Genomic DNA, 21,083 nt, shown 5'->3' on the forward strand with positions numbered 1-21,083 from the left:
TGGTAAAGTGCTGTTTTCACCCATTTGTGATAGAAACCTTTACTCCAAACGATTCCAGCAGCGACTCCAAGCAACACATACATAAAAAGCCAGATCGAGCTTAAAATATCGTCTTTAACGTAGAACCAGGGCTTTTGCAGGCCTGTATACCAATCTGCCATTCCAGTTTGAATAGCGACCGCACCAAGTAGACCGAAGACAAGACAAATGCCTACCGCAAAAGTGCTTCTTATGAGAAGATTTGTAGTCATATCTGGTTGGTTACTCTCACTAAAATAGCAATTTATTTAAAAGGAAACATCTCCAGATCTTTACATAAAGTTATCTTTGACAAAAATTTTTCAGAATGACGCATCAGGAATTTGTTCCCTCTATGTATTCAAAGGAAATAAAGTCTGGCAAGGTGAGCTGGCAAGCCCCAAGTAATATAGCACTGGTCAAATACTGGGGTAAAAAGGAACATCAAATCCCTGCAAATCCTTCCATTAGTTTTACGCTAAATCATTGCAGGTCTACTACTAGCCTGGAATTTCAAAAAAAAGAGGATAAATCTGACAGTTTTGAGTTCGATTTCTATTTTGAGGATAAACCTAAACAAGATTTCAAACCTAAGATTGAGAAGTTTTTTGAGCGCATTCAGGAATACTGCCCATATTTAAATGATTATAATTTTGTTATAAGAAGTGAAAACAGCTTTCCTCACAGTAGCGGGATCGCCTCTTCTGCTTCCGGGATGAGCGCGCTTGCTCTTTGCATTATGGATCTTGAAAGCCAGCTAGATCCTGAAATGAGTAAAGAACACTTCCAGAGAAAAGCATCTTTCCTGGCAAGACTTGGTTCCGGGAGTGCATCCAGAAGTATCCAGGGGGATCTTATGATCTGGGGAAAACATAATGAATTTGAGAGTTCATCAGATCTTTTTGCCATTAGATATGAAGATGAATTACATAAAAACTTTCAGAATTTCCAGGACACGATTTTACTTGTAGACAAAGGTGAAAAACAGGTGAGCAGTACGGTGGGTCATGATCTAATGCATGGACATCCCTTTGCTGAAGAGCGCTTCAAACAAGCTCACGAAAATCTAAGCAAGCTGATTCCCGCATTGAAATCTGGCGATTATTCAGAATTCATAAAAATCGTGGAAAGCGAGGCTCTTACCCTTCACGCCATGATGATGAGCAGTCATCCGTATTTTATTCTTATGAAACCGAACACGCTGGAAATTATCAACAAGATCTGGAAGTTTAGAGAAGATACCGGTATCCCCGCTTGTTTCACCCTGGATGCTGGCGCCAACGTTCATTTGCTATATCCTGAAGATCACGCTTCTAAAGTTTTAGAGTTCATTAAGAATGAGTTAGTTGCGTATTGTGAGAATGGACACTATATTTGCGACCAGGTTGGGAATGGAGCAAAAAAATTGTAATTTTAACAAGTTTACGGCCACATTTCTGCCTATTGAACCTGAATGCTTATGAAAGGACCTTTATTTTACTCAAAAATTCTTCTCTTCGGAGAATATGGGATCATTAAAGATTCCAAAGGTTTATCGATTCCATATAACTTCTATAATGGTGCCCTGAAATTGTCTGATAATGACACTGAACAGGCGAAAAAATCAAATACCAACCTGCGTAAGTTTGCTGCTTACCTTGAAGCACTTCAGGAAAACAATCCCAAACTTGTAAAGTTTGATATTGAAGCTCTTAAGGCTGATATTTCCAACGGAATGTATTTTGATTCTAGTATTCCTCAAGGCTATGGTGTTGGTAGTAGTGGCGCATTAGTTGCCGCTATTTATGATAAATATGCCCATGATAAGATCACCGTTCTGGAGAATCTTACCCGGGACAAATTATTAAAGCTGAAAAAGATCTTTGGAGAAATGGAATCATTTTTCCACGGAAAGTCTTCAGGACTGGATCCGCTAAATTCATATTTGAGCATTCCTATTCTTATCAATTCCAAAGAAAATATTGAACCTGCAGGAATTCCTTCTCAAACCGAAAATGGAACCGGAGCTGTATTCTTACTTGACAGTGGAATTACTGGAGATACTGCACCAATGGTGAGTATTTTCATGGAGAATATGAAGCAGGAGCCTTTTAGAAAAATGCTAAAGGACCAGTTCGTTACTCAAACAGATGCCTGTGTGGATGACTTTTTGAAAGGAGATGTAAAATCGCTTTTCAAGAACGTTAAGAAGCTCTCTCATACCGTCCTGGATAACTTCAAACCTATGATTCCTGCGCAGTTCCATAAACTGTGGCAAAAAGGGATCGAAACCAACGATTACTACCTAAAACTTTGTGGGTCTGGTGGTGGAGGTTACATCCTTGGTTTTACTGAAGATATCGAAAAAGCAAGAAAATCGCTTAAAGGATATAACCTGGAAGTAGTTTACAACTTCTAAACTCAATTTTATGCCAGGGATCGCGAAAAAGCGCCTGCTGCTGAAAATACTCAGTCTATTTTCTGTAGTTAGGGGATATAATATATTGGTGGTCGTCCTTGCGCAGTATTTAACTTCAGCATTTATACTTGCCCCAGATAAACCATTACGGGATGTATTTTTTGATGCTAACCTGTTTTTTTTGATCCTGGCTTCCTCTACTGTGATCGCTTCAGGATATATTATCAACAACTTCTACGATAGCGAAAAAGATCTTATTAATCGTCCCAAAAAAACGATGCTCGACCGGGTGGTTAGTCAGCGTACAAAATTATCAGTTTATTTTATTCTGAATTTTGCTGCAATCTTTTTTGCCAGTTATGTATCATTCAAAGCGGTGGTATTTTTCAGTATATATATTTTCGTGATCTGGTTCTACTCACATCGCCTGAAAAAGATCCTGTTTCTAGGGAATTTAGTCGCTTCCATTCTTGCCATCACTCCATTCTTTGTGATCTTCGTTTATTATAGAAATTTTGAAACGGTCATATTTATTCATGCCGTATTTCTCTATTTGATGATCCTTATGCGGGAACTTGTAAAAGATCTTGAAAACATGCAGGGTGACCTCGCCCAGAATTACAGAACCATACCACTTGTATTCGGGGAGCGATGGAGCAAATTCTGTCTTGCTGTATGTGCTGTGCTTGCCATCATACCTATTTACCTGTTGATCACTCAATTTCAGACAGGTTACATGAATTATTATTTTTACACCTCACTGCTACTGCTCGGTGTTTTTCTTCTACTCTTATACTTCAGTAAAGCCAAGTGGCAATATCTCCTATTACACAATATTTTGAAATTGATCATTGTTGTAGGCGTATTCAGTATTCTGCTTATTGATCTACAGGAAGTGCTCAACCGGGTATTTTAAGGTAATACCCTCATCTTAAAAGTTTTCTCAAATACTTAGCATCCTCATGCGGGATAACGTATCTTTGCAAAAATTTTGGCAATGAGCAGAAACGATAGATCTACAGGTGGTAAGAATAGTGGTAGACAAGGTGGTGGTACCAGGAAAAAATCTCACGCACGTGGGAATGCTCCGGTAAAACCGAAAATGGAGAAGAGTCCGCTTTCCAATACCGAAGGTATTCGTCTTAATAAATATATCGCAAACTCTGGAATTTGTTCCCGTAGAGATGCAGATATGTATATTGCTGCAGGAAATGTTACTGTGAACGGGAAGTCTGTTACAGAAATGGGTTATAGAGTAAAACTTGAAGACGATGTTCGTTTTGATGGTCGCAGAATCAACCCGGAGAAACCACAATATATACTTCTGAATAAACCAGCTGGATTTTATGTAACTGGAAACCCTGAAAAAGGTGGTAAAACTGTGATGGAGCTTGTTTCAAAAGTGACCGATGCCAGAGTTAGTCCGGTAGGTAAATTAGACAATCAGGCCAAGGGTCTCTTGCTATTCACCAATGATGGAACTCTTGCTAAAAAACTGGCCAAACCTAAGAACGGAATACGCCAGATCTACCACGTGACGCTTAGTAAGGCTCTTTCCAGGGAAGATCTTGAATCTATCGAAAAAGGTGTTTTCCTTGAAGGTTCTAAAGTGATTGTGACCAGCATTAGCTTTATTGACGACAAACCTCATACTGAAGTTGGGATCGAACTTTACAGCATTAAGGAACATATTGTAACCAGGATCTTTAAAAGCATGGGGTACGATGTAGAAAGCCTGGATCGCGTTGTTTTTGGAGGTCTAACCAAGAAAGATCTGTCTCGCGGGCGCACCAGAAACCTTACTGAACAGGAGGTTATCAATCTTGGAATGCACTAATTCATTTTTTAGCTTTTCTATTTTAATTTTTTAAATACATTTACCACGTCAAAAGTCGGATCAATTTCCCTGGCTTCCTGTCGATCTATAGGTAATTGAATAGAAATATCTTTTTATTAGCTGAAAAGCCTTCAGCATTGCAACTCCATGACGATCAGATCACTATCGTTGCGCAATGGAGCGAGCCTATCTCTTATCTTAACATTAATTTATTAGTCGATCTTTTTGACCCTATCAATTATTATCTAATTTTTAGCCCTAAAACATTTACGCAAATTGAATACAAAGTACAGCGATCTCATAGACCAGACTTATTACTTTCCACAGGAAGAATTTTCACTGGAAGGAACACAATTAAAATTTCATGATATTGACCTTATGAAACTTGTGGAGCAGTATGGCGCTCCCCTTAAGTTTACATATTTGCCTAAAATATCACAGAATATCAACAGGGCAAAAGGCTGGTTTCAGGCCGCTCTGGAAAAACATGATTATAAAGGTTCCTATAATTACTGTTATTGCACTAAAAGCTCCCATTTTGAACATGTTCTCAAGGAAGCTTTAAGAAATGACATACACATTGAAACTTCTTCAGCTTTTGATATTAACATTGTTGAAAAGCTTAAAGCTGCAGGAAAGATCTCCAATGATCATTGGGTAATTTGTAATGGCTTCAAAAGGGATCAATACGTTGAAAACATAAGTAGACTGATCAATAGCGGACACAAAAAGTGTATTCCTGTGATCGATAATTACGAAGAACTGGATTTACTTTCAGAAAAAGTGGACGGGAAATTCCAGGTAGGGATAAGAATCGCTTCTGAAGAAGAGCCAAAATTCGAATTTTATACCTCAAGATTGGGAATTGGATACCAGAACATCGTTCCTTTTTTTCATAAACAACTGAAGGATAACGATCAGGTTGACCTTAAAATGCTGCATTTCTTCATTAACACCGGGATTCGCGATACGGCCTACTACTGGAACGAATTGAATAAATGTTTGAAAGTATACACCAATTTAAAGAAACTATGCCCTAGCCTGGATAGCTTGAACATTGGTGGTGGATTTCCTATCAAGAACTCACTGGCTTTTGATTATGATTATGCTTACATGGTAGATGAGATCATTAACCAGATCAAACTAACCTGTGAAGAAGCTGGCGTAGATGTTCCAAATATCTTTACTGAGTTTGGAAGTTTTACTGTTGGTGAAAGTGGTGGTGCGATCTACGAGGTTTTATATCAGAAACAGCAGAATGATCGTGAAAAATGGAACATGATAAACTCTTCGTTCATCACTACATTACCAGATACCTGGGCGATCAGCAAGAAATTCGTCATGCTGGCAGTAAATAGGTGGAATGATGAGTATGAAAGAGTTTTGCTGGGAGGACTAACCTGCGACAGTGACGATTATTATAATTCTGAACAACATACCAACGCGATCTATCTTCCGAAGTTTAAAAAAGAGAAACCTTTATATATTGGGTTCTTCAATACCGGGGCATATCAGGATACGATTGGAGGTTTTGGCGGATTACAGCATTGTCTTATTCCGCAGCCAAAACATATTTTAATCGACCGGGATGAAGATGACAAGATCACAACGAAACTTTTCAGCGAACAACAGAACTCTGAAGACATGCTAAGTATTCTTGGCTATGATAGAAATAATTAAAACGATACCTTTAACCAACTAATAAACAACTAACTAAACAATTCAATTAGCCATGAGCAAAAAGAATTACGCCGGGATACCCGATAAATATGCTCGCATAGACGAAGCAAAAGTGGTATTGATTCCTGTGCCGTATGACGGAACCAGTACCTGGCAAAAAGGAGCCGATAAAGGTCCGGATGCATTTTTAGACGCTTCAGAAAATATGGAGCTGTATGATATCGAGACAAATACTGAGGTTTACAAAAAGGGAATCTACCTGGCACCACCAGTGACCGAGGATTCTTCTCCGGAAAAAATGGTCGAAGCGGTTTACAAAACCACCAAAAACTATATTAAACAGGAGAAATTTGTAACCCTATTCGGAGGTGAACATTCAGTTTCTATTGGTAGCATCAAAGCTTTTAATGAATCTTTCTCAGACCTTACGGTTGTACAACTGGATGCTCATGCAGATCTTAGACCTGAGTACGAAGGTTCAACCTGCAACCATGCCTGTGCGCTTCATGAAGCCAGTAAAACTACCAACCTTATTCAGGTAGGAATACGCTCTATGGACATTTCAGAAAAAGATCATATGGACGAGAACCAGGTATATTTCGCACATGATCTTTATGAAGACTGGCAGGAAGATGCGATTGGACAAATGACTCCAAACGTGTTTATCACCATAGATCTTGACGCTTTTGACCCAAGTATCATGCCTTCAACCGGTACTCCGGAGCCAGGCGGATTATTCTGGTATGAAACCCTGGAATTTTTGAAAATGATGTTCAAGAAAAAGAATGTAGTTGGCTTTGATATCGTAGAACTTTGCCCGGATAAGAAAGAGAAATCTTCAGACTTCCTGGCTGCAAAACTTTATTACAAAATGCTGAGCTACAAATTTAAATACCAAAATTTCACAGAAGAAGACGAAGATGAGTAAAGGACATATTTCCCAATTTATAGAAAAATATTACCTGCATTTTAATGCGGCGGCATTAGTAGATGCTGCAAAAGATTACGAAAAACAGCTGCAAGGCGGTTCAAAAATGCTTGTTTCCCTTGCCGGGGCAATGAGTACTGCAGAGATAGGAAAGATCTTTGCCGAGATGATTCGCCAGGACAAGGTGCATATCGTTTCCTGTACCGGGGCAAACCTGGAAGAGGACGTTATGAATCTTGTAGCACATTCACATTACAAACGAGTTCCAAATTATCGTGACCTTACCGCTCAGGATGAGTGGGATCTATTGGAGAAAGGTCTAAACCGGGTTACAGATACCTGTATTCCTGAGGAAGAGGCTTTTCGTAGAATTCAGGATCATATTTTCAAGATCTGGAAGGATGCTGAAGAAAAAGGAGAGCGCTATTTCCCGCATGAATTTCTGCACAAATTATTGTTAAGCGGAGTTATGGAGGAGCATTACGAGATCGACTTAAAAGATTCCTGGATGTATGCTGCTGCGGAAAAGAACCTGCCCATGGTGGTTCCTGGATGGGAAGATTCTACTTTGGGAAATATCTTCGCTTCATACGTGCTTAAAGGTGAACTGAAGGCCAGCACTATGAAATCTGGAATTGAATATATGACCTTCCTTGCCGACTGGTATACTGAAAATTCCAAAGATGGAATTGGATTCTTCCAGATTGGTGGTGGTATTGCCGGCGATTTCCCAATTTGTGTAGTTCCAATGCTTTACCAGGATATGGAGCGTACAGAAACTCCTTTCTGGAGCTATTTCTGTCAGATTTCAGATTCTACAACCAGTTATGGTTCCTACTCAGGAGCTGTTCCAAATGAAAAGATCACCTGGGGGAAACTTGACATCAACACTCCTAAACATATTATTGAAAGTGATGCGACCATCGTTGCACCGCTTATATTTGCCTATCTCCTGGATATGTAATTAACAAATAATTACCTTACATTGAAGCTGTTCAACAGGCGAAATTGCCTAATATTGAGCAGCTTTTCTGTTTTATATTCCATGAAGAAACTGGTTTTTATTTTCCTCGTCGCCATCTCAATACAATCCTGTAATACACCAAGTTATGTGTTCTCCAATGTGTCGCAAAAAACTTACAGTTTTCCTGAAGGCACCTATTTACTAAATATCATTGATGCCCCGGAAAGCGTCCGGCTTGAATTGCGAGAGATGGTTTTTGACAAATTAGAAGATCGTATCCCCGATGGGAAACTAGTGAGCATACAGGACACGCCGGTGACTTTGATCAACTCAAAGCCTGGTTTCAATAACTCCACTGAAGATCTTGAACAATTATCTTCAAGAGCAAAAGGCTATGACTATTTTATCAATATTAAAGCTGAAAAGCCTGCAGACGATCTTGGATCTCTACAGATAGGGAATATCGATCCTGGTGAGGCCAATGTGACCAAGGTGTCGCTGGAGATCATTAATTTAAATGAAAAAGTTAGTGTTTATTACAGCCACGTACGGTCTGAGTTGAAAGTTCCTGATGATAGTAAGGATTTTGCATTCTCTGTAAGTGCTCAATCTATGATGAAGAATAGTTTAAAGAAGATCCTCAAAAGAATGAAGAACTAGATGGAGAACTGGCCAATATTTGCAATAGGTTTTTTAGCACAGCTATTATTTAGTGCTAGATTAATAAGTCAATGGTTTCTTTCTGAAAAATCCAAGGAAGTTGAAACGCCGGTATTGTTCTGGAAACTGAGCTTACTGGCCTCTATTTTATTATTTACCTATGGATATTTACGGGATGATTTTGCAATCATGTTAGGGCAGTTCCTCATCTACGGAGTATACTGGCGAAATCTTTCTTTAATGAACGAATGGAAAAACCGAAATATCTTCTTTAAAGGACTGGTCATAATTTTCCCATTTGCTATTGCGGCCTACATCACTTTTTTTGGAACACAAACCTGGGATGATGTATTGAGGTCTGAAAATATTGCGGGTTGGATCATTGCTTTAGGTCTGGTAGCTCAAATTGTATATACCTCAAGATTTTTTTACCAATGGTATTATTCTGAAGTAAATCAGGAATCTTCATTACCGCTGGGTTTCTGGGTCCTTAGTTTAATAGGCTCCAGCTTGCTTTTTACCTACGGAATATTTCGAGAAGACCCGGTACTTATGGCTGCACATTTCTTTGGTGCACTCATCTATATGCGTGATATCTATCTTCTGAAGAAATCTAATAAACCTAATCCACAGGCTTAGAACTTTTCTGAAGGAATAGTTCATACAGGAAATATCCAATTACTATAATATATTCTAAGGCTACCAGCCATAGATTTTCATCATATTGAGCATTGGAATAAGCCGAATAACTCAGGATGACCAGCAGGGACCAGATGAGCATAAATCTAAATCTTGTAAACACACTTAGAAAGAGTGGAATTGCCAGATACCATGGATGCACAGTTGTGGACAGAAGTAGATAAACAACAATACCAAATAGCATACTTCTTTGCAAGCTCTGCATCGCCCCATTCTTCCGTAGAAAAGTGAGTAATATGATCGCAACAAATGTAATTAGAGGTAAGATCTTGCCAGCAGTCTCAATGATGTTATATCCTTTTACCTGGAAACCTATCCACCTTACCAGGTAATATAGTGAGGCATTGAATTCAAACTTGCCAAACCATAATCCAACACTTACCATGAAATTCGCCATTACCTCTTCGGAATAAAATGGTACAAAAGAGATCACCAGCGTAAGGATTACCAGGCTGTAAAATCCAAGCAATCTTACGAAAGACAGCTTCGGACTCTTCAGAAAATATCCAAAAAATAGTGGCAGGAAAAGCATTGGTAATAGTTTGACAGAAATGGACAAACCAAGCACTATAGCAGAAGCTATCCAGCGATTATTATGTAATAAATAGAGTGACCAGACCAGGAAAAACACCATGACCGATTCAAAATGCAGATTTCCCGTCATTTCAATGATGATGAAAGGATTGAGAATATAGAGAAAGATCCTATCCCTGGACAATCCGAGATTTGAAAGCAAACGAGCACCAAAAAATAGAATTCCGAGATCGGCCAGAATGTTTAGCGTTCTTAGAAACATCACATTCAGCAATTGGCTGGAATTTGCTAGAAACGAGGAAACTGCAAATAGCAACTGATTAACCGGTGGATAGTTTGAATAATGCCCTGCGCTAAGGCTTCCCATTCCCTGTAATAAAACTTCGGTATTTGGAAAATCAAGCTCATTGGCAATTTCCGCAGGAATAAATTGATAAGGATTAATCCCTGCTTTAATAAGCTGGCCATCCCAAATAAATCTAAAGTAATCTTGCGAAAGTTCCGGAAGTGCGAACAGGAAGATCAATCTAAAAATAATCGCAAGTATGACCAGGAATTTAAAATTGTGACGCAGTAACTTATAAAGCTTGTAACTCAGGAAGCATAAAGCCGTATAAAGCATCACCAGACGACCAAAATCTTCACGGACTAATCCATATGCAAAACTCCAGTAAAAAGCCACACAGGAGAGCGCTATGAGAATTGGGAATTTGTAAAGCCTGAGTAGTTTTAGATCCATTCCTATATGAGGATTTCCGACTAAGTTAATTAAACTTCAGACTTTAAACTTTGAATGAAAACGAAACCAAATCCGGCGAAAAGCATAAGGTGGAAAATAATGAGTCCGAATTCCTGAAGTCGGAATGCGCTAAAAATTGCAAAGCCAAAATAAAGAAACAGTACGCCTTCAATAATGATATTTCTTGAGAACTTGCCCGATAGATATTTATTACCCTTCCATTTGCCACCACTTTCTCCAATATTGAATTTTGGAGTTCTTATAAATTCTGAGCGTTTCCCGAGATGACCTTCCAGAACAGCGAGTGAATTATGAACTGAAAACCCCATCGCTATTGAAAAAAAGGTGAGAAACATCCCTACAAACTTAAGAAAGGATCTGAGTCCTTTTCCATGTATTCTTGACCAGGCAACATAGTAACAAAGAAAAAAGATAAGCGTACTTAGAGCAAATACTGCGACCAGATTAAAATACCAGTCGAAAGCCGGATTGTGATTCTTGATGTAAAGTACCGGCAAACTGAGCACCGCAAGAAACAAAACGATCAAAAACATACTGGAGTTCAAAAGATGAAAGAACCCATGAAACTTGGTACTGAATGATGCCGATTTATCTCTTAATAATTTTCCATAGTTCTTCCTGAAATTTTCGGCAGCACCTTTGTTCCATCGAAACTGCTGACTCCTTGCTGCACTAATCACCACGGGTAATTCGGCTGGAGTTTCTACATTTTCAAGGTATTTGAATTCCCATTTTTTCATCTGGGCCCTATAACTGAGATCAAGATCTTCTGTAAGTGTATCGCCACTCCAGTTCCCGGCATCGAGAATACACTCCTTTCGCCAGATTCCCGCCGTCCCGTTAAAATTAATAAAATTGCGCCCAAAATTTCTCCCAGTTTGTTCCAGTATAAAATGAAAATCAAGCGCAAAAGCCTGTATCCTGGTTAGTAGCGAATAATCACGATTTAGATGCCCCCAACGGGTTTGAACCACACCAATCCTGGGATTTTTAAAATAGGGCAATGTTTGTTTTAGCCAATTTCTGCCAGGTACGAAATCTGAATCAAATACCGCGATATACTCTCCACGAGCGATTTTCAAACCTTCTTTCAGAGCTCCGGCTTTATATCCAGTGCGTGTTTGCCTGCAGATATGCTGTATATCCAATCCTTGCTGGCTAAGACTTTTAATAAGTTTAGAAGTAATGTTTACAGAATCATCTGTAGAATCATCCAGGACCTGGATTTCGAGTTTTTCCCTTGGATATTCTATTCTGGCAATATTTTTCAGCAACCGTTCAACTACGTATTCTTCGTTATAGAGCGGCAATTGTATGGTAACAATGGGGTAGTCATCATTCGCTTCGAAGTTGAATTTTTCTGAAGTGTCACTAGACTTTATAGCTTTGAAGTAATTTAGCAAAAGGTGTAGCTGCGAGAGGCTGTAGATGAAAATAACCAGCAACGCAAACGTGTATAGTATGATCACCAGCAGGTCTATCATTTAAAACTGTATTTGAAGATCCATCCTAATATTTTCACACCTGCAAAGATAGCACCTTTAAGTGTTCCTGAAACTTTTGAAACCCCGATCCGATTTCGATAATGCACTGGGATCTCGGAATAATCTAAATTTTTCCGAAGTGCTTTTAATTGCATTTCAACCGTCCAGCCATAGGTTTTATCCTGCATCTCCAACTGAAGTAATTTCTCATATTTGATCGCTCGAAAAGGTCCAAGATCTGTAAATGTAGAATTGAAGAACAATTTCATCAAACTTGTAGCCAGCCAGTTTCCAAAGATCTGCGGAAAGGTCATCGAACCAGTTTCCCGCCATTCTTTTACCCTCGCTCCTACAACGAAATCTTTGTTATCATCCATGATCGGCTGAATGATCCTGACCAATTCTGAAGGATAATCTGAATAATCTCCATCCAGAAATACAATAATATCTGGTTTAGCCGACTGTTCAGAGATGTATTGCATTCCTCTTAAGCAGGCATAGCCATAGCCTTTTCTATTCTCCCACAGCACAGTAGCACCTGCGGCGGCGGCATTTGCTTCAGTAGCATCTGTAGAATTGTTGCTAACCACGATCACTTCTTCCACGATATCAGGAATGTCCTTGATCACTAAACCTATTGAATCGGCTTCGTTAAAGGCTGGAATGATCACTTTAATGGAAGAATGCATGCGTAGTTATTCAGTTCAGCTTAAGAAGTGCGAAAATAAGCGAACTCCTTACAATTTATAAGCTTTTCTGCTTCAGAAGATCCAAAAGATCTACATTATCTCCCACAACTCCATCTTCTGCCGTGATCCGGTTACTGGTAGATCCATTCTCCAGTTTGAGTACACCTCTGGGACAAACCGCTGAGCAGATTCCGCAGCCAACACAACTGGATCGAACGATGTTCTCACCTTTTTGTGCGTATGCCCGTACATCGATCCCCATTTCGCAATAGGTAGAACAGTTTCCGCAGGAAATACACTGGCCGCCATTGGTCGTAATTCTGAATTTTGAGAATAGACGTTGTTGCATTCCTAAAATTGCCGCCATTGGGCAACCAAATCTACACCATACGCGATTCCCAAAAATTGGATAAAAACCGGTTCCAATGACTCCGCTAAATATCGACCCTATCAGGAAACCATAAGACTGGCGAAGGCTTTCTGCATTAAATAAGAATAAATTCTGTCCGCTGAAATAGTGAAAAGCAATCAATCCCAGGATGATCACGAGGTATCCAATTGCACCGTATCGTGCGTCCTTCTGTAATTCTTCTCTTTTAAAATACCAGATTGCTGCAAACAGCAAGGTGAGAAATGTCCCAACACCAATCAGGAAGACATCGCGTGTAAGCCAGTATTTTGAAGAATCATAGCCAAGGTAACTGTAGATGACAGCGGTAGTCATCAAAACAACGAAAACAAGCACGCTATGCACCACCCATCGCTCAACCTTCCAGGCAAAAAGACTCTTGTCTGAAAGTTGACGGTAAGGATCACCTGCAGTTTCAGCGAGACCTCCACAACCACAAACCCAGCTGCAGTACCATCTTTTTCCGTATTTATAAGTAAGAATTGGGGTGATCACAAATATTGAAACCACACCAAAAATTAGCAAAGCCAGGCCTATATTACCTGATGAAAGAAAACCATCTACCCGGTATTGTTCAAAATTATAGTAATTAAGAGGCCAGATATTCTTAAGATCATAATAAGGCAGGTTCATCCCATCGTCGTTAAGCCTGGACATAAATTCAGGAATGAGAAATGCGAATGCCAGCTGAAAGAACATCACACTAAAAGTTCTTAATTTCTCATAGCGGTTATGCCGGTACTTCCAAAGAAATTTCACTCCAAAGGCCAGAATAGCGATGGTATACAGAGTTCCATACACGAACCACTGGCTCGCCGGATTGCCGCTTAACAAATAACTCAGAGGATCGAAAAGAGCGATCAATCCAACGTTATCCCCTTCTGCCCTTAAACCAAGATATTGGGGATAGAAATAGAGTAATATATAGAATCCGGTCAATCCAACACCGGTAAGATAAGCTACGTAACCGCGGCTGGTCATACTCTTTAACCATACTCCATCATTTTTAATGCCTGCATGCATTCCCGAATAGGTAGCCTGAGCGAACCACACAATTCCTGCAGTGATCGATCCTAAAGCGATACTTAACCAGAGAACCTTATTGGGGAAATTTAAATTAAAAGCAGCGAGACAAAGAATGATGAGTCCAGACATCCCCAGCAAAGTCGATAATTTCTGTCCCGTATTGAGAGATGCTGCAGCTTCACCGGTTACAGACATATTTTGTTCAATTCTACTCATTAGGTGCTTTGTAAATTGTTTTTAAAACTTTTAAAGATCTCGGCCTCGTGATGTTCATAAAATTCGGGATCAAAATTGGCTGCTTGGAGGTTTGATAAAACGTGGCTTATCGTCTTTCCTTCATTCAGCCATTTATCAAATACCTCCTGCCGCATTCTTATTCCGAAGGTATTGATGCCTTTGAACATTTGTGTTTCAGTATCGAAGGCAATCGTAATTGCTTTTTCACCACTTTCGTGCTGCCAGTGAAAATGCTGCTCATTTGGACCAGGCTCATTAAACACCCAGCCGTAGGTTTGGTATTCGATATCGAAGAATTTAGCCGAGTTAAACCAATTTCCTGGTTGGTAGGGAGTTCGGTTTCCAGTTATCGTTCTGGCTACAGTTTCGCCCATGATTCTACCGGTATACCAAACTGCTTCCACAGGTTTTCGTAATCCTATGGCTTTTCTCTGCTGGGCACAGTCTCCAATGGCATAAACATCTGTAATACTGGTTTCAAGGAATTCGTTCACGAGAATGCCTTTTTCGGTTTCGATCTCCAGATTCTCAAGAAAGTTAATATTAGGTTTTACACCCGCGCAGAGACCAACAAATTCGCAAGTGATCTCTTCTCCAGATTTGGTTCTAATACCACGAACGTTACCCTGTTCATCTCCAAGAATCTCCTCAAGTTCTGTTTCGTGACGAAGGTCTATTCCATGCGCAAGGATATGCTCAGATATCATCTTTGCATCCTGTGGTGGCAATACGCTACTCCAAAAGCCTTTTTCTCTCACCAGTAAAGTCACTGGAATCTTTCGCGTATGCAGCATTTCTGCCAGTTCCACGCCAATGAGTCCGCCACCAATGACAACCGCCTGTTTGATACTGGAGGTTCTTGCTTCGAGTTTTTCCAGATCTTGTTTGGTGACCATTCCCTGAACACCATTGAGATTTTCTCCTGGCCAGCCAAAGCGGTTTGGCAAGGAACCGGTAGCCAGAATAAGTTTGTCGTAGTGCAATGTTTCTTCGGAAGAAAAACTAAGTTCTTTGTGTTGAAAATCTATGTGATCAACCCAGGCATTCTTAAGTTCTATTCGATTCTTCTCCCAGAACCAGTCTTCATAAGGTTTTAGATGGTCCCATTTCATATGTCCCATATAGACATACATCAAAGCTGTACGTGAGAAAAAATAGTCAGATTCTCCGGAAATTACGGTGATCTTGCAGTCTGAAGCTTTTCTAATATGCCGGGCAGCAGTGATACCTGCAATTCCATTTCCAATGATAACGATATGCTCCATTTATTTTTATAATTTGCTACAGGCCGGAAAGGCACTTAGTAAAGTAAACTGAAAATAACCACAAACCCAATTTTACTCCTCAATAATCGCTCAATCATGCAGTGGAAATCGGCACTCATCGTATTTCAGGTCTTTCTAATGGTCGGTTTACTAATAGCGTCCTGTCAAACAAATCAACGGTCTCCAAAAATGAATGGGATTAGCCTTGTGGCTTCCCGGGATTCTATTCTCGATACTGAAGTAAACTATGTTGCTGAAACTGAAGCTAATTACATCGCCTTAATGCCTTTTGGTTTTCTACCAGACAGCCAGGAACCTCAGCTAAAATTTAACATTAATCGGCAGTGGTTTGGAGAACGTACGGAAGGGATTGAGCATACGGTCTCAAAATTAAAAGAACGTAATCTAAAGATCATGGTTAAACCACAGATTTGGATTAGGAATGGAACCTTCACCGGAGACCTTAGTTTTAAAACTGAAGAAGACTGGAAGCAATTCGAAGCATCTTATGCCGAATTTATTCTTTTATATGCTAAGATTTCAGAAGAACTCAATGTGGAGTTATTCTGTATTGGAACCGAACTTTTTAATTTTGTGAGCAATAGACCTGATTTCTGGAAAAACCTGATTTCCGAAGTGAGAAAAATATACAGTGGTGAAATAACTTATGCTGAAAACTGGGATAAATATGATCAAACTACGATCTGGGATGAGCTCGATTATATAGGCGTGGACGCTTACTTTCCTATAAGGGATGAAGCTTCTCCCGATATTGATCAAATAAAAGAAGGCTGGGAACCTCATCTTAGTTCACTTGAATCTGTATCTGACAAATTTGAGAAAAAGATAATTTTTACAGAATTTGGTTATAGAAGTATTGACCATGCCTTGAAAACTCCATGGAATTCTGAACGGGAACATCCCGGTCTCAATTTAAATTTACAGGCAAATGGTTACAAAGTTCTTTTTGAACAGGTTTGGTCTAAAGAATGGTTTGCGGGTGGTTTTCTTTGGAAATGGCATCAACGAACCAATAGCGGCGGACTCGAAAATTCCAGATTTACACCGCAAAATAAACCAGCAGAGAAGGAGCTAAAAAGATTTTACGGCAGCTTCAGGAATTGATCCGTTTGCAATAATGAGAACGCAGATCTTCAGCACTAGCACCAAATCTTCTTTTCCAGTAGATCTCAATAAATAACTTTTGCGTTTTCCAGACACCCATACGCTCGTATAAACGCGCAGAAGTTGTAAGCCATTTCCTGATCACCGTGAATGATCCATGCTCATATAGGCGTTTTATAAACTCGTTGTCTTCGTAAACCGTATAATTTTCGTCAAATCCGCTAAGGGAATGAAAGAGATTTTTAGTTACGAACAAGGATTGATCTCCACCTCTACATGACAGATGATTAAATTTTGTGAAGTGCCCCATCAAGTTTAGCCACCAGTGATCCTTATCAAAGCGCATTTGAAAACAGCCGCAGTTATATCCTTTACGGACTGCTTTCACTATAAAATCATCAAAATTTTCTGGTGGATAACTATCGGCATGCAGGAAATACAGCAGTTCACCTTTTGCATTTTTGGCGCCATAATTCATTTGAACTGCACGTCCTTTTTCAGAAAGATAATAGGTAACCTTTGGATGTTCGATGGCAAGACGGGAAGTTTCATCTGTACTTCCACCATCCACAACAAGAATTTCCCGTATATAAGTAGAAGAAGCAGTTTCCAGGTATTTTAGCAAAGCCGGAAGCTGCTTCTCTTCATTATAGACCGGGATAATGATACTTATCACAGAACTTATTTTGCTTCGTTCAGGTTCCAGTCGTAGTTCTTGTAGTCTACCTGGGCATTCGAATTGATCTTTACTTCTGAATATTGATTGATGTATTCGATCAAAGATCCATTTTCAGTAAAATCATTCTTGTACCAATCAAAGATCGATGAAAGCTTCAGTTGGGAAGCGGAGATGTCATTCTTATCTGAATTAATAAATTCAATTGTGGCTTTCTCCAGTTGTTTTTCAATATTCTTGCTGGTGTAAGCTTCATTGATCAGTTTTGGACAGCTTATAGACGCGCAATTGATCGCAAAGTGAATTCTTGGCTCATCCATTTTTCGTAACAAACTATTTTCAATGGCACCAAGTGAAATTTCCTTGTCTCCAATTTTGACGAACTCTTTGGTCCATGCTCCGGAAATATCCTTAATACTCTTCGTTGGATAATTACGAAGAATAAGATCCACCGTGTACGCATTATAGAGGTTGATATAATATGCCAGGAGTTGGTCACGATTCCAGGTATCATCTGGTTGCATGGAAGAAAGCATCTTTAAATATTTGTCAAGTGCTGGCCGGTCTTTCTGAAAACCTCTATAATCTACCATTCCGTCGCTATCCACATGCTTTTTCAATAGTTGATCCCAGCCAGAATGATCTACTTTCTCCTCGGCAGCTATAGAAGTATTTGCAGAATCTGGCGTAGGCAATCCTTTACTATTGAAGCCTGCGCTGGAAATAAGGTTACAGGACTGACATATAAATGCCCCTGAGACCAGGATTAAAAAACTTAAAAATACCTTCTTCATAATCTTATTTTTTAATTAACAACATCCACCACCATCGTAATGCCAGGTGGACTCACTAATGTAAATATCATCTCTTCCAAGATCTGCCAGTGCACCTGCAGTTTTATCACAAATTGCAATTGGCTGATTCTTCAATAGAATATGTCCCTTTTTATCATCAAAATGATCTTCATCTCCATAATAGATCGCAGCTTTCCCGGTAAAGATGCACGGCCCATCTTCCGGCATAGGATCTTTGATCGCGGCTACTTCAATAGATTCGATATAGATCAATTCATCTGTAGGGTAATTTTTGGGATCCAGAATTCTATAAGGCTTTCTAGCCCTGATCTCGATAGTTCCAAAGCCGGCATCTGTCAATGCTTTCACATAATCTTTGATGCTCAGGCTTCCGGAAAGACAAAGCGCTCTTAAGCGTTCGTCATTTCGAAGTTCATCATTCATCTCCTGCTCACAGGTTGGATCACTCATTACAAGTCTTCCATGTGGCTTTAACACACGGTACATTTCCTTCAATGCCTGAGTGAGCTCTTCAGTTTTAAAAATATTGAAAAGACAGTTCTGTGCGGCAACATCTATAGAGTTATCCTCCACCGGCAATGCCGTAGCATCTCCTTTTCTAAGATCAACAAACTCAGATTTAAACCATGGATTCTGGGCTTCCGCCTCCACAAAGTTCTTGAGGGACGCTTCCAGCATTTCATCCACCACGTCTACTCCAACCACTCCCGATTTCATTCGGGAAAAATAAGCGAACTGTAAAAGTTCCATTCCGCCACCTACACCCACATAAAGTGTACGCGGATTATTAGTCAGATCCCGGGCATGCACGGTAGAACCACAACCATAATTCATCTCCTGCATGATCTTCGGAATCTTTAATCCCGGAAGTTCCCAGATCGGGTTCGTAGTGCAGCAAAGTCCCACATCTGGTGTAAGTGCTGCTTCACGGTAAACGTCTTTCGTAATCTCTAAATAACTCATTTATAATTTCTTAAGTAATTCTTTAAATAGTTTAACCATATCAGGTTCGGCTTTAGCAGCCATTGCCAGAATTTCCTGAATATCTACTTTTTCAAGATTATCCGGATCCCCTTTATCTGTAATTACAGAAATTGCTGAAACTGGGATTCCTAAATGATTGGCAACAATTACCTCAGGCACTGTACTCATTCCAACAGCATCTGCACCAATGATTTTTAAATATCTGTATTCTGCTCTGGTTTCCAGTTGAGGCCCCAGTACCGAAGCATAAACTCCCTTATGTAAAGTAATATTCAGCTCTTTTGCGGTATGTTCGAATTGCTCGTTCATAGATCTATCATAAGGTTCGCTCATGTCCACAAATCGTTCACCCAAGTGTTCAACGCCATGAAAAGCCAGTGGCGAACCACCCTGAAGATTAATATGATCATCAATTAGCATCAACTCCCCTTTTTCATAATCCAGATTGATCGCTCCAGAAGCATTGGAAACCAGTAAACGTTTCATCCCTAAACGCTTCATTACTCTTACCGGGAATGTAACATCGAAAAGACTGTAACCTTCGTACAGATGGAATCTCCCCTGCATGATGACCACTTTTTTTCCTGCCAGGGTTCCAAAAATTAGTTTTCCTTTGTGAAATTCTACCGTGGCAGTTGGAAAATACGGGATATGATTATAACTGGCGGTTACTTCAATTTCTACATCGTCCAGAAGTTTACCTAAACCTGTACCTAATATGATCCCAACCTCGGGCTCGCCGAATCCTTTGGATTTTAAATAATCTACCGATTCGTTTATTCTATCTGTCATTATTTATAATTTTTTGAAAAGCCGTATGATCTTTAATATCCTCCAGCGTATCTATATCGTTTTTTAGTGGCAGCGCTTTATAAGTTCCCTCCTGCATATCCTGAAGACTTTGTTCGAATACACTGGAAGTGCTCCAGGCCTTGTTAATGAATAAAGCCGAATTGAGTGATTTCATTCCCAAAAGGTAATATCCACCATCCTCAGCGGGTCCAATTACATAATTGTGATTTTCAAGTTCTTTGAAGGCTTCTTCAAGATCTGTCGTATCAATGTCGTAAAGATCACTTCCAATGATTATAATTTTCTTATAACCTTCGTCGAATCCAGATTTAAAAGCAGCTTCCATTTTCTCACCCAGATCTCCTTCTACCTGCAATCTCTTCTGAAAATCTCCATCTTTCCAGATATCATCTTCAGCGATATTCCAGGCGTAATAAACCTGTTTGTTTACGTTGAGTTTACCGGTTATATCTTTCGTATGCTTCAGCAGAAATTTATAAATTTCAAGAGCTTTCTTATCTCCTACTCCTTTGGCCAGCCTGGTTTTTACCTTTCCAAGAACAGGATTTTTTGTAAATATGATTAGCAGATTTTCTTTTGACACCTAATAAATTTTTTCTCCGTTCTTAAGATATTTCGACCAGTGTTTTGAAAAAGTATGAACCTTTTCGGTTTCATTGCCTTTATTGTCATAAACAGGATAGCCCGTATTTTTCCATTCAAAAATTCCTCCATACAGATTTTTCACATTCTCAAATCCCAGATCCTGAATCTTACAAGCAATTTTCTCTGATCTCATCCCTACAGAACAGTATACTACGATCTGTTTATCCCTGGAAATTGAATCCAGAACTGTAAGATTAAGATTATCATATCCTATAAACTTTGAATCCTTAAGATGACTGGTTTTGTACTCATTGCTTTCCCGTGCATCGAGAATGATCACCTCATCATTTAATTGATCCATACGCAGTTGCTCTACGGAAGTGTATGGAACATCGCCAGAATTATATTTTTTCAATAGATCGTCCAGTGCGTTTTGAGTAAAGCCGGAAGTTCCAATGAAAAAAATTAAGCTGAAAATGATTCCCTGTAATTTCATA

22 protein-coding genes are annotated in these 21,083 nt (G+C 39.5%); 10 read left to right on the forward strand and 12 right to left on the reverse strand.

All coding sequences use genetic code 11. The features are described from left to right. Positions 1-251 (reverse strand): TspO/MBR family protein (locus ACNKXS_RS02625; protein ID WP_417919505.1); only part of this gene is annotated, 251 nt, incomplete at its 3' end. A 95-nt stretch (positions 252-346) separates the two neighbouring features. On the opposite strand from ACNKXS_RS02625, the gene ACNKXS_RS02630 reads away from it, so the two are divergent. From ACNKXS_RS02630 to ACNKXS_RS02670, 9 genes are all read left to right on the forward strand, one after another. After that, complete coding sequence (locus ACNKXS_RS02630; RefSeq protein WP_417919506.1) at positions 347-1,429, forward strand: diphosphomevalonate decarboxylase; 1,083 nt, start codon at positions 347-349, stop codon at positions 1,427-1,429. 48 nt (positions 1,430-1,477) lie between these two features. Beyond that, a complete protein-coding gene (locus ACNKXS_RS02635) occupies positions 1,478-2,416 on the forward strand; it encodes a mevalonate kinase family protein (RefSeq protein WP_417919507.1) in 939 nt (312 codons plus the stop codon). Positions 2,417-2,426: 10 nt separating this feature from the next. Next, positions 2,427-3,332 carry a geranylgeranylglycerol-phosphate geranylgeranyltransferase gene (locus ACNKXS_RS02640; protein ID WP_417919508.1) on the forward strand — a complete coding sequence of 302 codons (906 nt, stop codon included), beginning with the start codon at positions 2,427-2,429 and terminating at the stop codon, positions 3,330-3,332. 81 nt (positions 3,333-3,413) lie between these two features. After that, a complete protein-coding gene (locus ACNKXS_RS02645; RefSeq protein WP_417919509.1) occupies positions 3,414-4,253 on the forward strand; it encodes a pseudouridine synthase in 840 nt (279 codons plus the stop codon). A 276-nt stretch (positions 4,254-4,529) separates the two neighbouring features. Beyond that, entirely contained in the window at positions 4,530-5,933 is a 1,404-nt protein-coding gene (locus ACNKXS_RS02650) for an arginine decarboxylase (RefSeq protein WP_298246020.1), read from the forward strand. A gap of 52 nt (positions 5,934-5,985) precedes the next feature. Next, positions 5,986-6,861, forward strand: a complete 876-nt coding sequence (speB, locus tag ACNKXS_RS02655; RefSeq protein WP_295178289.1) for an agmatinase — start codon at positions 5,986-5,988, stop codon at positions 6,859-6,861. After that, positions 6,854-7,825, forward strand: coding sequence for a deoxyhypusine synthase family protein (locus tag ACNKXS_RS02660; protein WP_298527310.1), 972 nt, complete (start codon positions 6,854-6,856; stop codon positions 7,823-7,825). Before speB ends, ACNKXS_RS02660 begins: the two co-directional genes overlap by 8 nt. A 54-nt stretch (positions 7,826-7,879) precedes the next feature. Further along, on the forward strand, positions 7,880-8,485 hold the full coding sequence (locus tag ACNKXS_RS02665) for a hypothetical protein (RefSeq protein ID WP_417919510.1): 606 nt from the start codon (positions 7,880-7,882) through the stop codon (positions 8,483-8,485). Beyond that, positions 8,486-9,124, forward strand: coding sequence for a lipid-A-disaccharide synthase N-terminal domain-containing protein (locus ACNKXS_RS02670; RefSeq protein WP_141878967.1), 639 nt, complete (start codon positions 8,486-8,488; stop codon positions 9,122-9,124). Here the strand turns inward: ACNKXS_RS02670 and ACNKXS_RS02675 are convergent. Genes ACNKXS_RS02675 through ACNKXS_RS02695 form a run of 5 tightly spaced genes read right to left on the reverse strand, consistent with a single transcriptional unit; the run spans position 9,108 to position 15,588 of the window. Next, the gene (locus tag ACNKXS_RS02675; RefSeq protein ID WP_417919511.1) at positions 9,108-10,457 is read right to left on the reverse strand and encodes an MptA/MptB family glycosyltransferase; all 1,350 of its coding nucleotides are present in this window, start codon (positions 10,455-10,457) and stop codon (positions 9,108-9,110) included. The two genes, ACNKXS_RS02670 and ACNKXS_RS02675, sit on opposite strands and share 17 nt — an antisense overlap. A gap of 29 nt (positions 10,458-10,486) precedes the next feature. After that, positions 10,487-11,962 carry a cellulose synthase family protein gene (locus tag ACNKXS_RS02680; protein WP_417919512.1) on the reverse strand — a complete coding sequence of 492 codons (1,476 nt, stop codon included), beginning with the start codon at positions 11,960-11,962 and terminating at the stop codon, positions 10,487-10,489. After that, positions 11,959-12,651: a glycosyltransferase family 2 protein gene (locus ACNKXS_RS02685; RefSeq protein ID WP_417919513.1), complete on the reverse strand. Its 693-nt coding sequence runs from the start codon at positions 12,649-12,651 to the stop codon at positions 11,959-11,961. Before ACNKXS_RS02685 ends, ACNKXS_RS02680 begins: the two co-directional genes overlap by 4 nt. 55 nt (positions 12,652-12,706) lie before the next feature. Beyond that, entirely contained in the window at positions 12,707-14,302 is a 1,596-nt protein-coding gene (locus tag ACNKXS_RS02690; RefSeq protein ID WP_417919514.1) for a 4Fe-4S binding protein, read from the reverse strand. Further along, on the reverse strand, positions 14,302-15,588 hold the full coding sequence (locus tag ACNKXS_RS02695; protein ID WP_417919515.1) for an NAD(P)/FAD-dependent oxidoreductase: 1,287 nt from the start codon (positions 15,586-15,588) through the stop codon (positions 14,302-14,304). Before ACNKXS_RS02695 ends, ACNKXS_RS02690 begins: the two co-directional genes overlap by 1 nt. A 96-nt stretch (positions 15,589-15,684) precedes the next feature. On the opposite strand from ACNKXS_RS02695, the gene ACNKXS_RS02700 reads away from it, so the two are divergent. Beyond that, a complete protein-coding gene (locus ACNKXS_RS02700; RefSeq protein ID WP_417919516.1) occupies positions 15,685-16,713 on the forward strand; it encodes a glycoside hydrolase family 113 in 1,029 nt (342 codons plus the stop codon). Here ACNKXS_RS02700 and ACNKXS_RS02705 read toward each other — a convergent pair. From ACNKXS_RS02705 to ACNKXS_RS02730, 6 genes are read right to left on the reverse strand one after another with little or no spacing between them, the layout of a single operon-like run. Beyond that, the gene (locus ACNKXS_RS02705; RefSeq protein ID WP_417919517.1) at positions 16,703-17,389 is read right to left on the reverse strand and encodes a TIGR04283 family arsenosugar biosynthesis glycosyltransferase; all 687 of its coding nucleotides are present in this window, start codon (positions 17,387-17,389) and stop codon (positions 16,703-16,705) included. The two genes, ACNKXS_RS02700 and ACNKXS_RS02705, sit on opposite strands and share 11 nt — an antisense overlap. A 5-nt stretch (positions 17,390-17,394) precedes the next feature. Then, positions 17,395-18,183 (reverse strand): DUF547 domain-containing protein, encoded by a 789-nt coding sequence (locus tag ACNKXS_RS02710; RefSeq protein ID WP_417919518.1) that lies wholly within the window; start codon positions 18,181-18,183, stop codon positions 17,395-17,397. Between the two features lie 15 nt (positions 18,184-18,198). After that, positions 18,199-19,167, reverse strand: coding sequence for an arsenosugar biosynthesis arsenite methyltransferase ArsM (arsM, locus tag ACNKXS_RS02715; RefSeq protein ID WP_417919519.1), 969 nt, complete (start codon positions 19,165-19,167; stop codon positions 18,199-18,201). After that, a complete protein-coding gene (locus ACNKXS_RS02720; RefSeq protein WP_417919520.1) occupies positions 19,168-19,980 on the reverse strand; it encodes a purine-nucleoside phosphorylase in 813 nt (270 codons plus the stop codon). Next, entirely contained in the window at positions 19,970-20,584 is a 615-nt protein-coding gene (locus tag ACNKXS_RS02725) for a TIGR04282 family arsenosugar biosynthesis glycosyltransferase (RefSeq protein WP_417919521.1), read from the reverse strand. The genes ACNKXS_RS02720 and ACNKXS_RS02725 overlap by 11 nt, the downstream gene beginning before the upstream one ends. Next, positions 20,585-21,082 carry a rhodanese-like domain-containing protein gene (locus ACNKXS_RS02730; protein WP_417919522.1) on the reverse strand — a complete coding sequence of 166 codons (498 nt, stop codon included), beginning with the start codon at positions 21,080-21,082 and terminating at the stop codon, positions 20,585-20,587. Position 21,083: the final 1 nt, after the last annotated feature.

It is taken from the genome of Christiangramia marina, from assembly GCF_048285865.1.
Classification (GTDB): Bacteria; Bacteroidota; Bacteroidia; order Flavobacteriales; family Flavobacteriaceae; genus Christiangramia; species Christiangramia marina.

Coding starts and splice junctions, on each gene's coding strand:
- ACNKXS_RS02670 (WP_141878967.1), top strand. CDS start 8,486: ATGGAGAACTGGCCAATATTTGCAATAGGTTTTTTAGCACAGCTATTA.
- ACNKXS_RS02690 (WP_417919514.1), bottom strand. CDS start 14,302: ATGAGTAGAATTGAACAAAATATGTCTGTAACCGGTGAAGCTGCAGCA.
- ACNKXS_RS02680 (WP_417919512.1), bottom strand. CDS start 11,962: ATGATAGACCTGCTGGTGATCATACTATACACGTTTGCGTTGCTGGTT.
- ACNKXS_RS02660 (WP_298527310.1), top strand. CDS start 6,854: ATGAGTAAAGGACATATTTCCCAATTTATAGAAAAATATTACCTGCAT.
- ACNKXS_RS02630 (WP_417919506.1), top strand. CDS start 347: ATGACGCATCAGGAATTTGTTCCCTCTATGTATTCAAAGGAAATAAAG.
- ACNKXS_RS02640 (WP_417919508.1), top strand. CDS start 2,427: ATGCCAGGGATCGCGAAAAAGCGCCTGCTGCTGAAAATACTCAGTCTA.
- ACNKXS_RS02675 (WP_417919511.1), bottom strand. CDS start 10,457: ATGGATCTAAAACTACTCAGGCTTTACAAATTCCCAATTCTCATAGCG.
- ACNKXS_RS02730 (WP_417919522.1), bottom strand. CDS start 21,082: ATGAAATTACAGGGAATCATTTTCAGCTTAATTTTTTTCATTGGAACT.
- ACNKXS_RS02710 (WP_417919518.1), bottom strand. CDS start 18,183: ATGAAGAAGGTATTTTTAAGTTTTTTAATCCTGGTCTCAGGGGCATTT.
- ACNKXS_RS02695 (WP_417919515.1), bottom strand. CDS start 15,588: ATGGAGCATATCGTTATCATTGGAAATGGAATTGCAGGTATCACTGCT.
- arsM (WP_417919519.1), bottom strand. CDS start 19,167: ATGAGTTATTTAGAGATTACGAAAGACGTTTACCGTGAAGCAGCACTT.
- ACNKXS_RS02700 (WP_417919516.1), top strand. CDS start 15,685: ATGCAGTGGAAATCGGCACTCATCGTATTTCAGGTCTTTCTAATGGTC.
- speB (WP_295178289.1), top strand. CDS start 5,986: ATGAGCAAAAAGAATTACGCCGGGATACCCGATAAATATGCTCGCATA.
- ACNKXS_RS02720 (WP_417919520.1), bottom strand. CDS start 19,980: ATGACAGATAGAATAAACGAATCGGTAGATTATTTAAAATCCAAAGGA.
- ACNKXS_RS02635 (WP_417919507.1), top strand. CDS start 1,478: ATGAAAGGACCTTTATTTTACTCAAAAATTCTTCTCTTCGGAGAATAT.
- ACNKXS_RS02645 (WP_417919509.1), top strand. CDS start 3,414: ATGAGCAGAAACGATAGATCTACAGGTGGTAAGAATAGTGGTAGACAA.
- ACNKXS_RS02685 (WP_417919513.1), bottom strand. CDS start 12,651: ATGCATTCTTCCATTAAAGTGATCATTCCAGCCTTTAACGAAGCCGAT.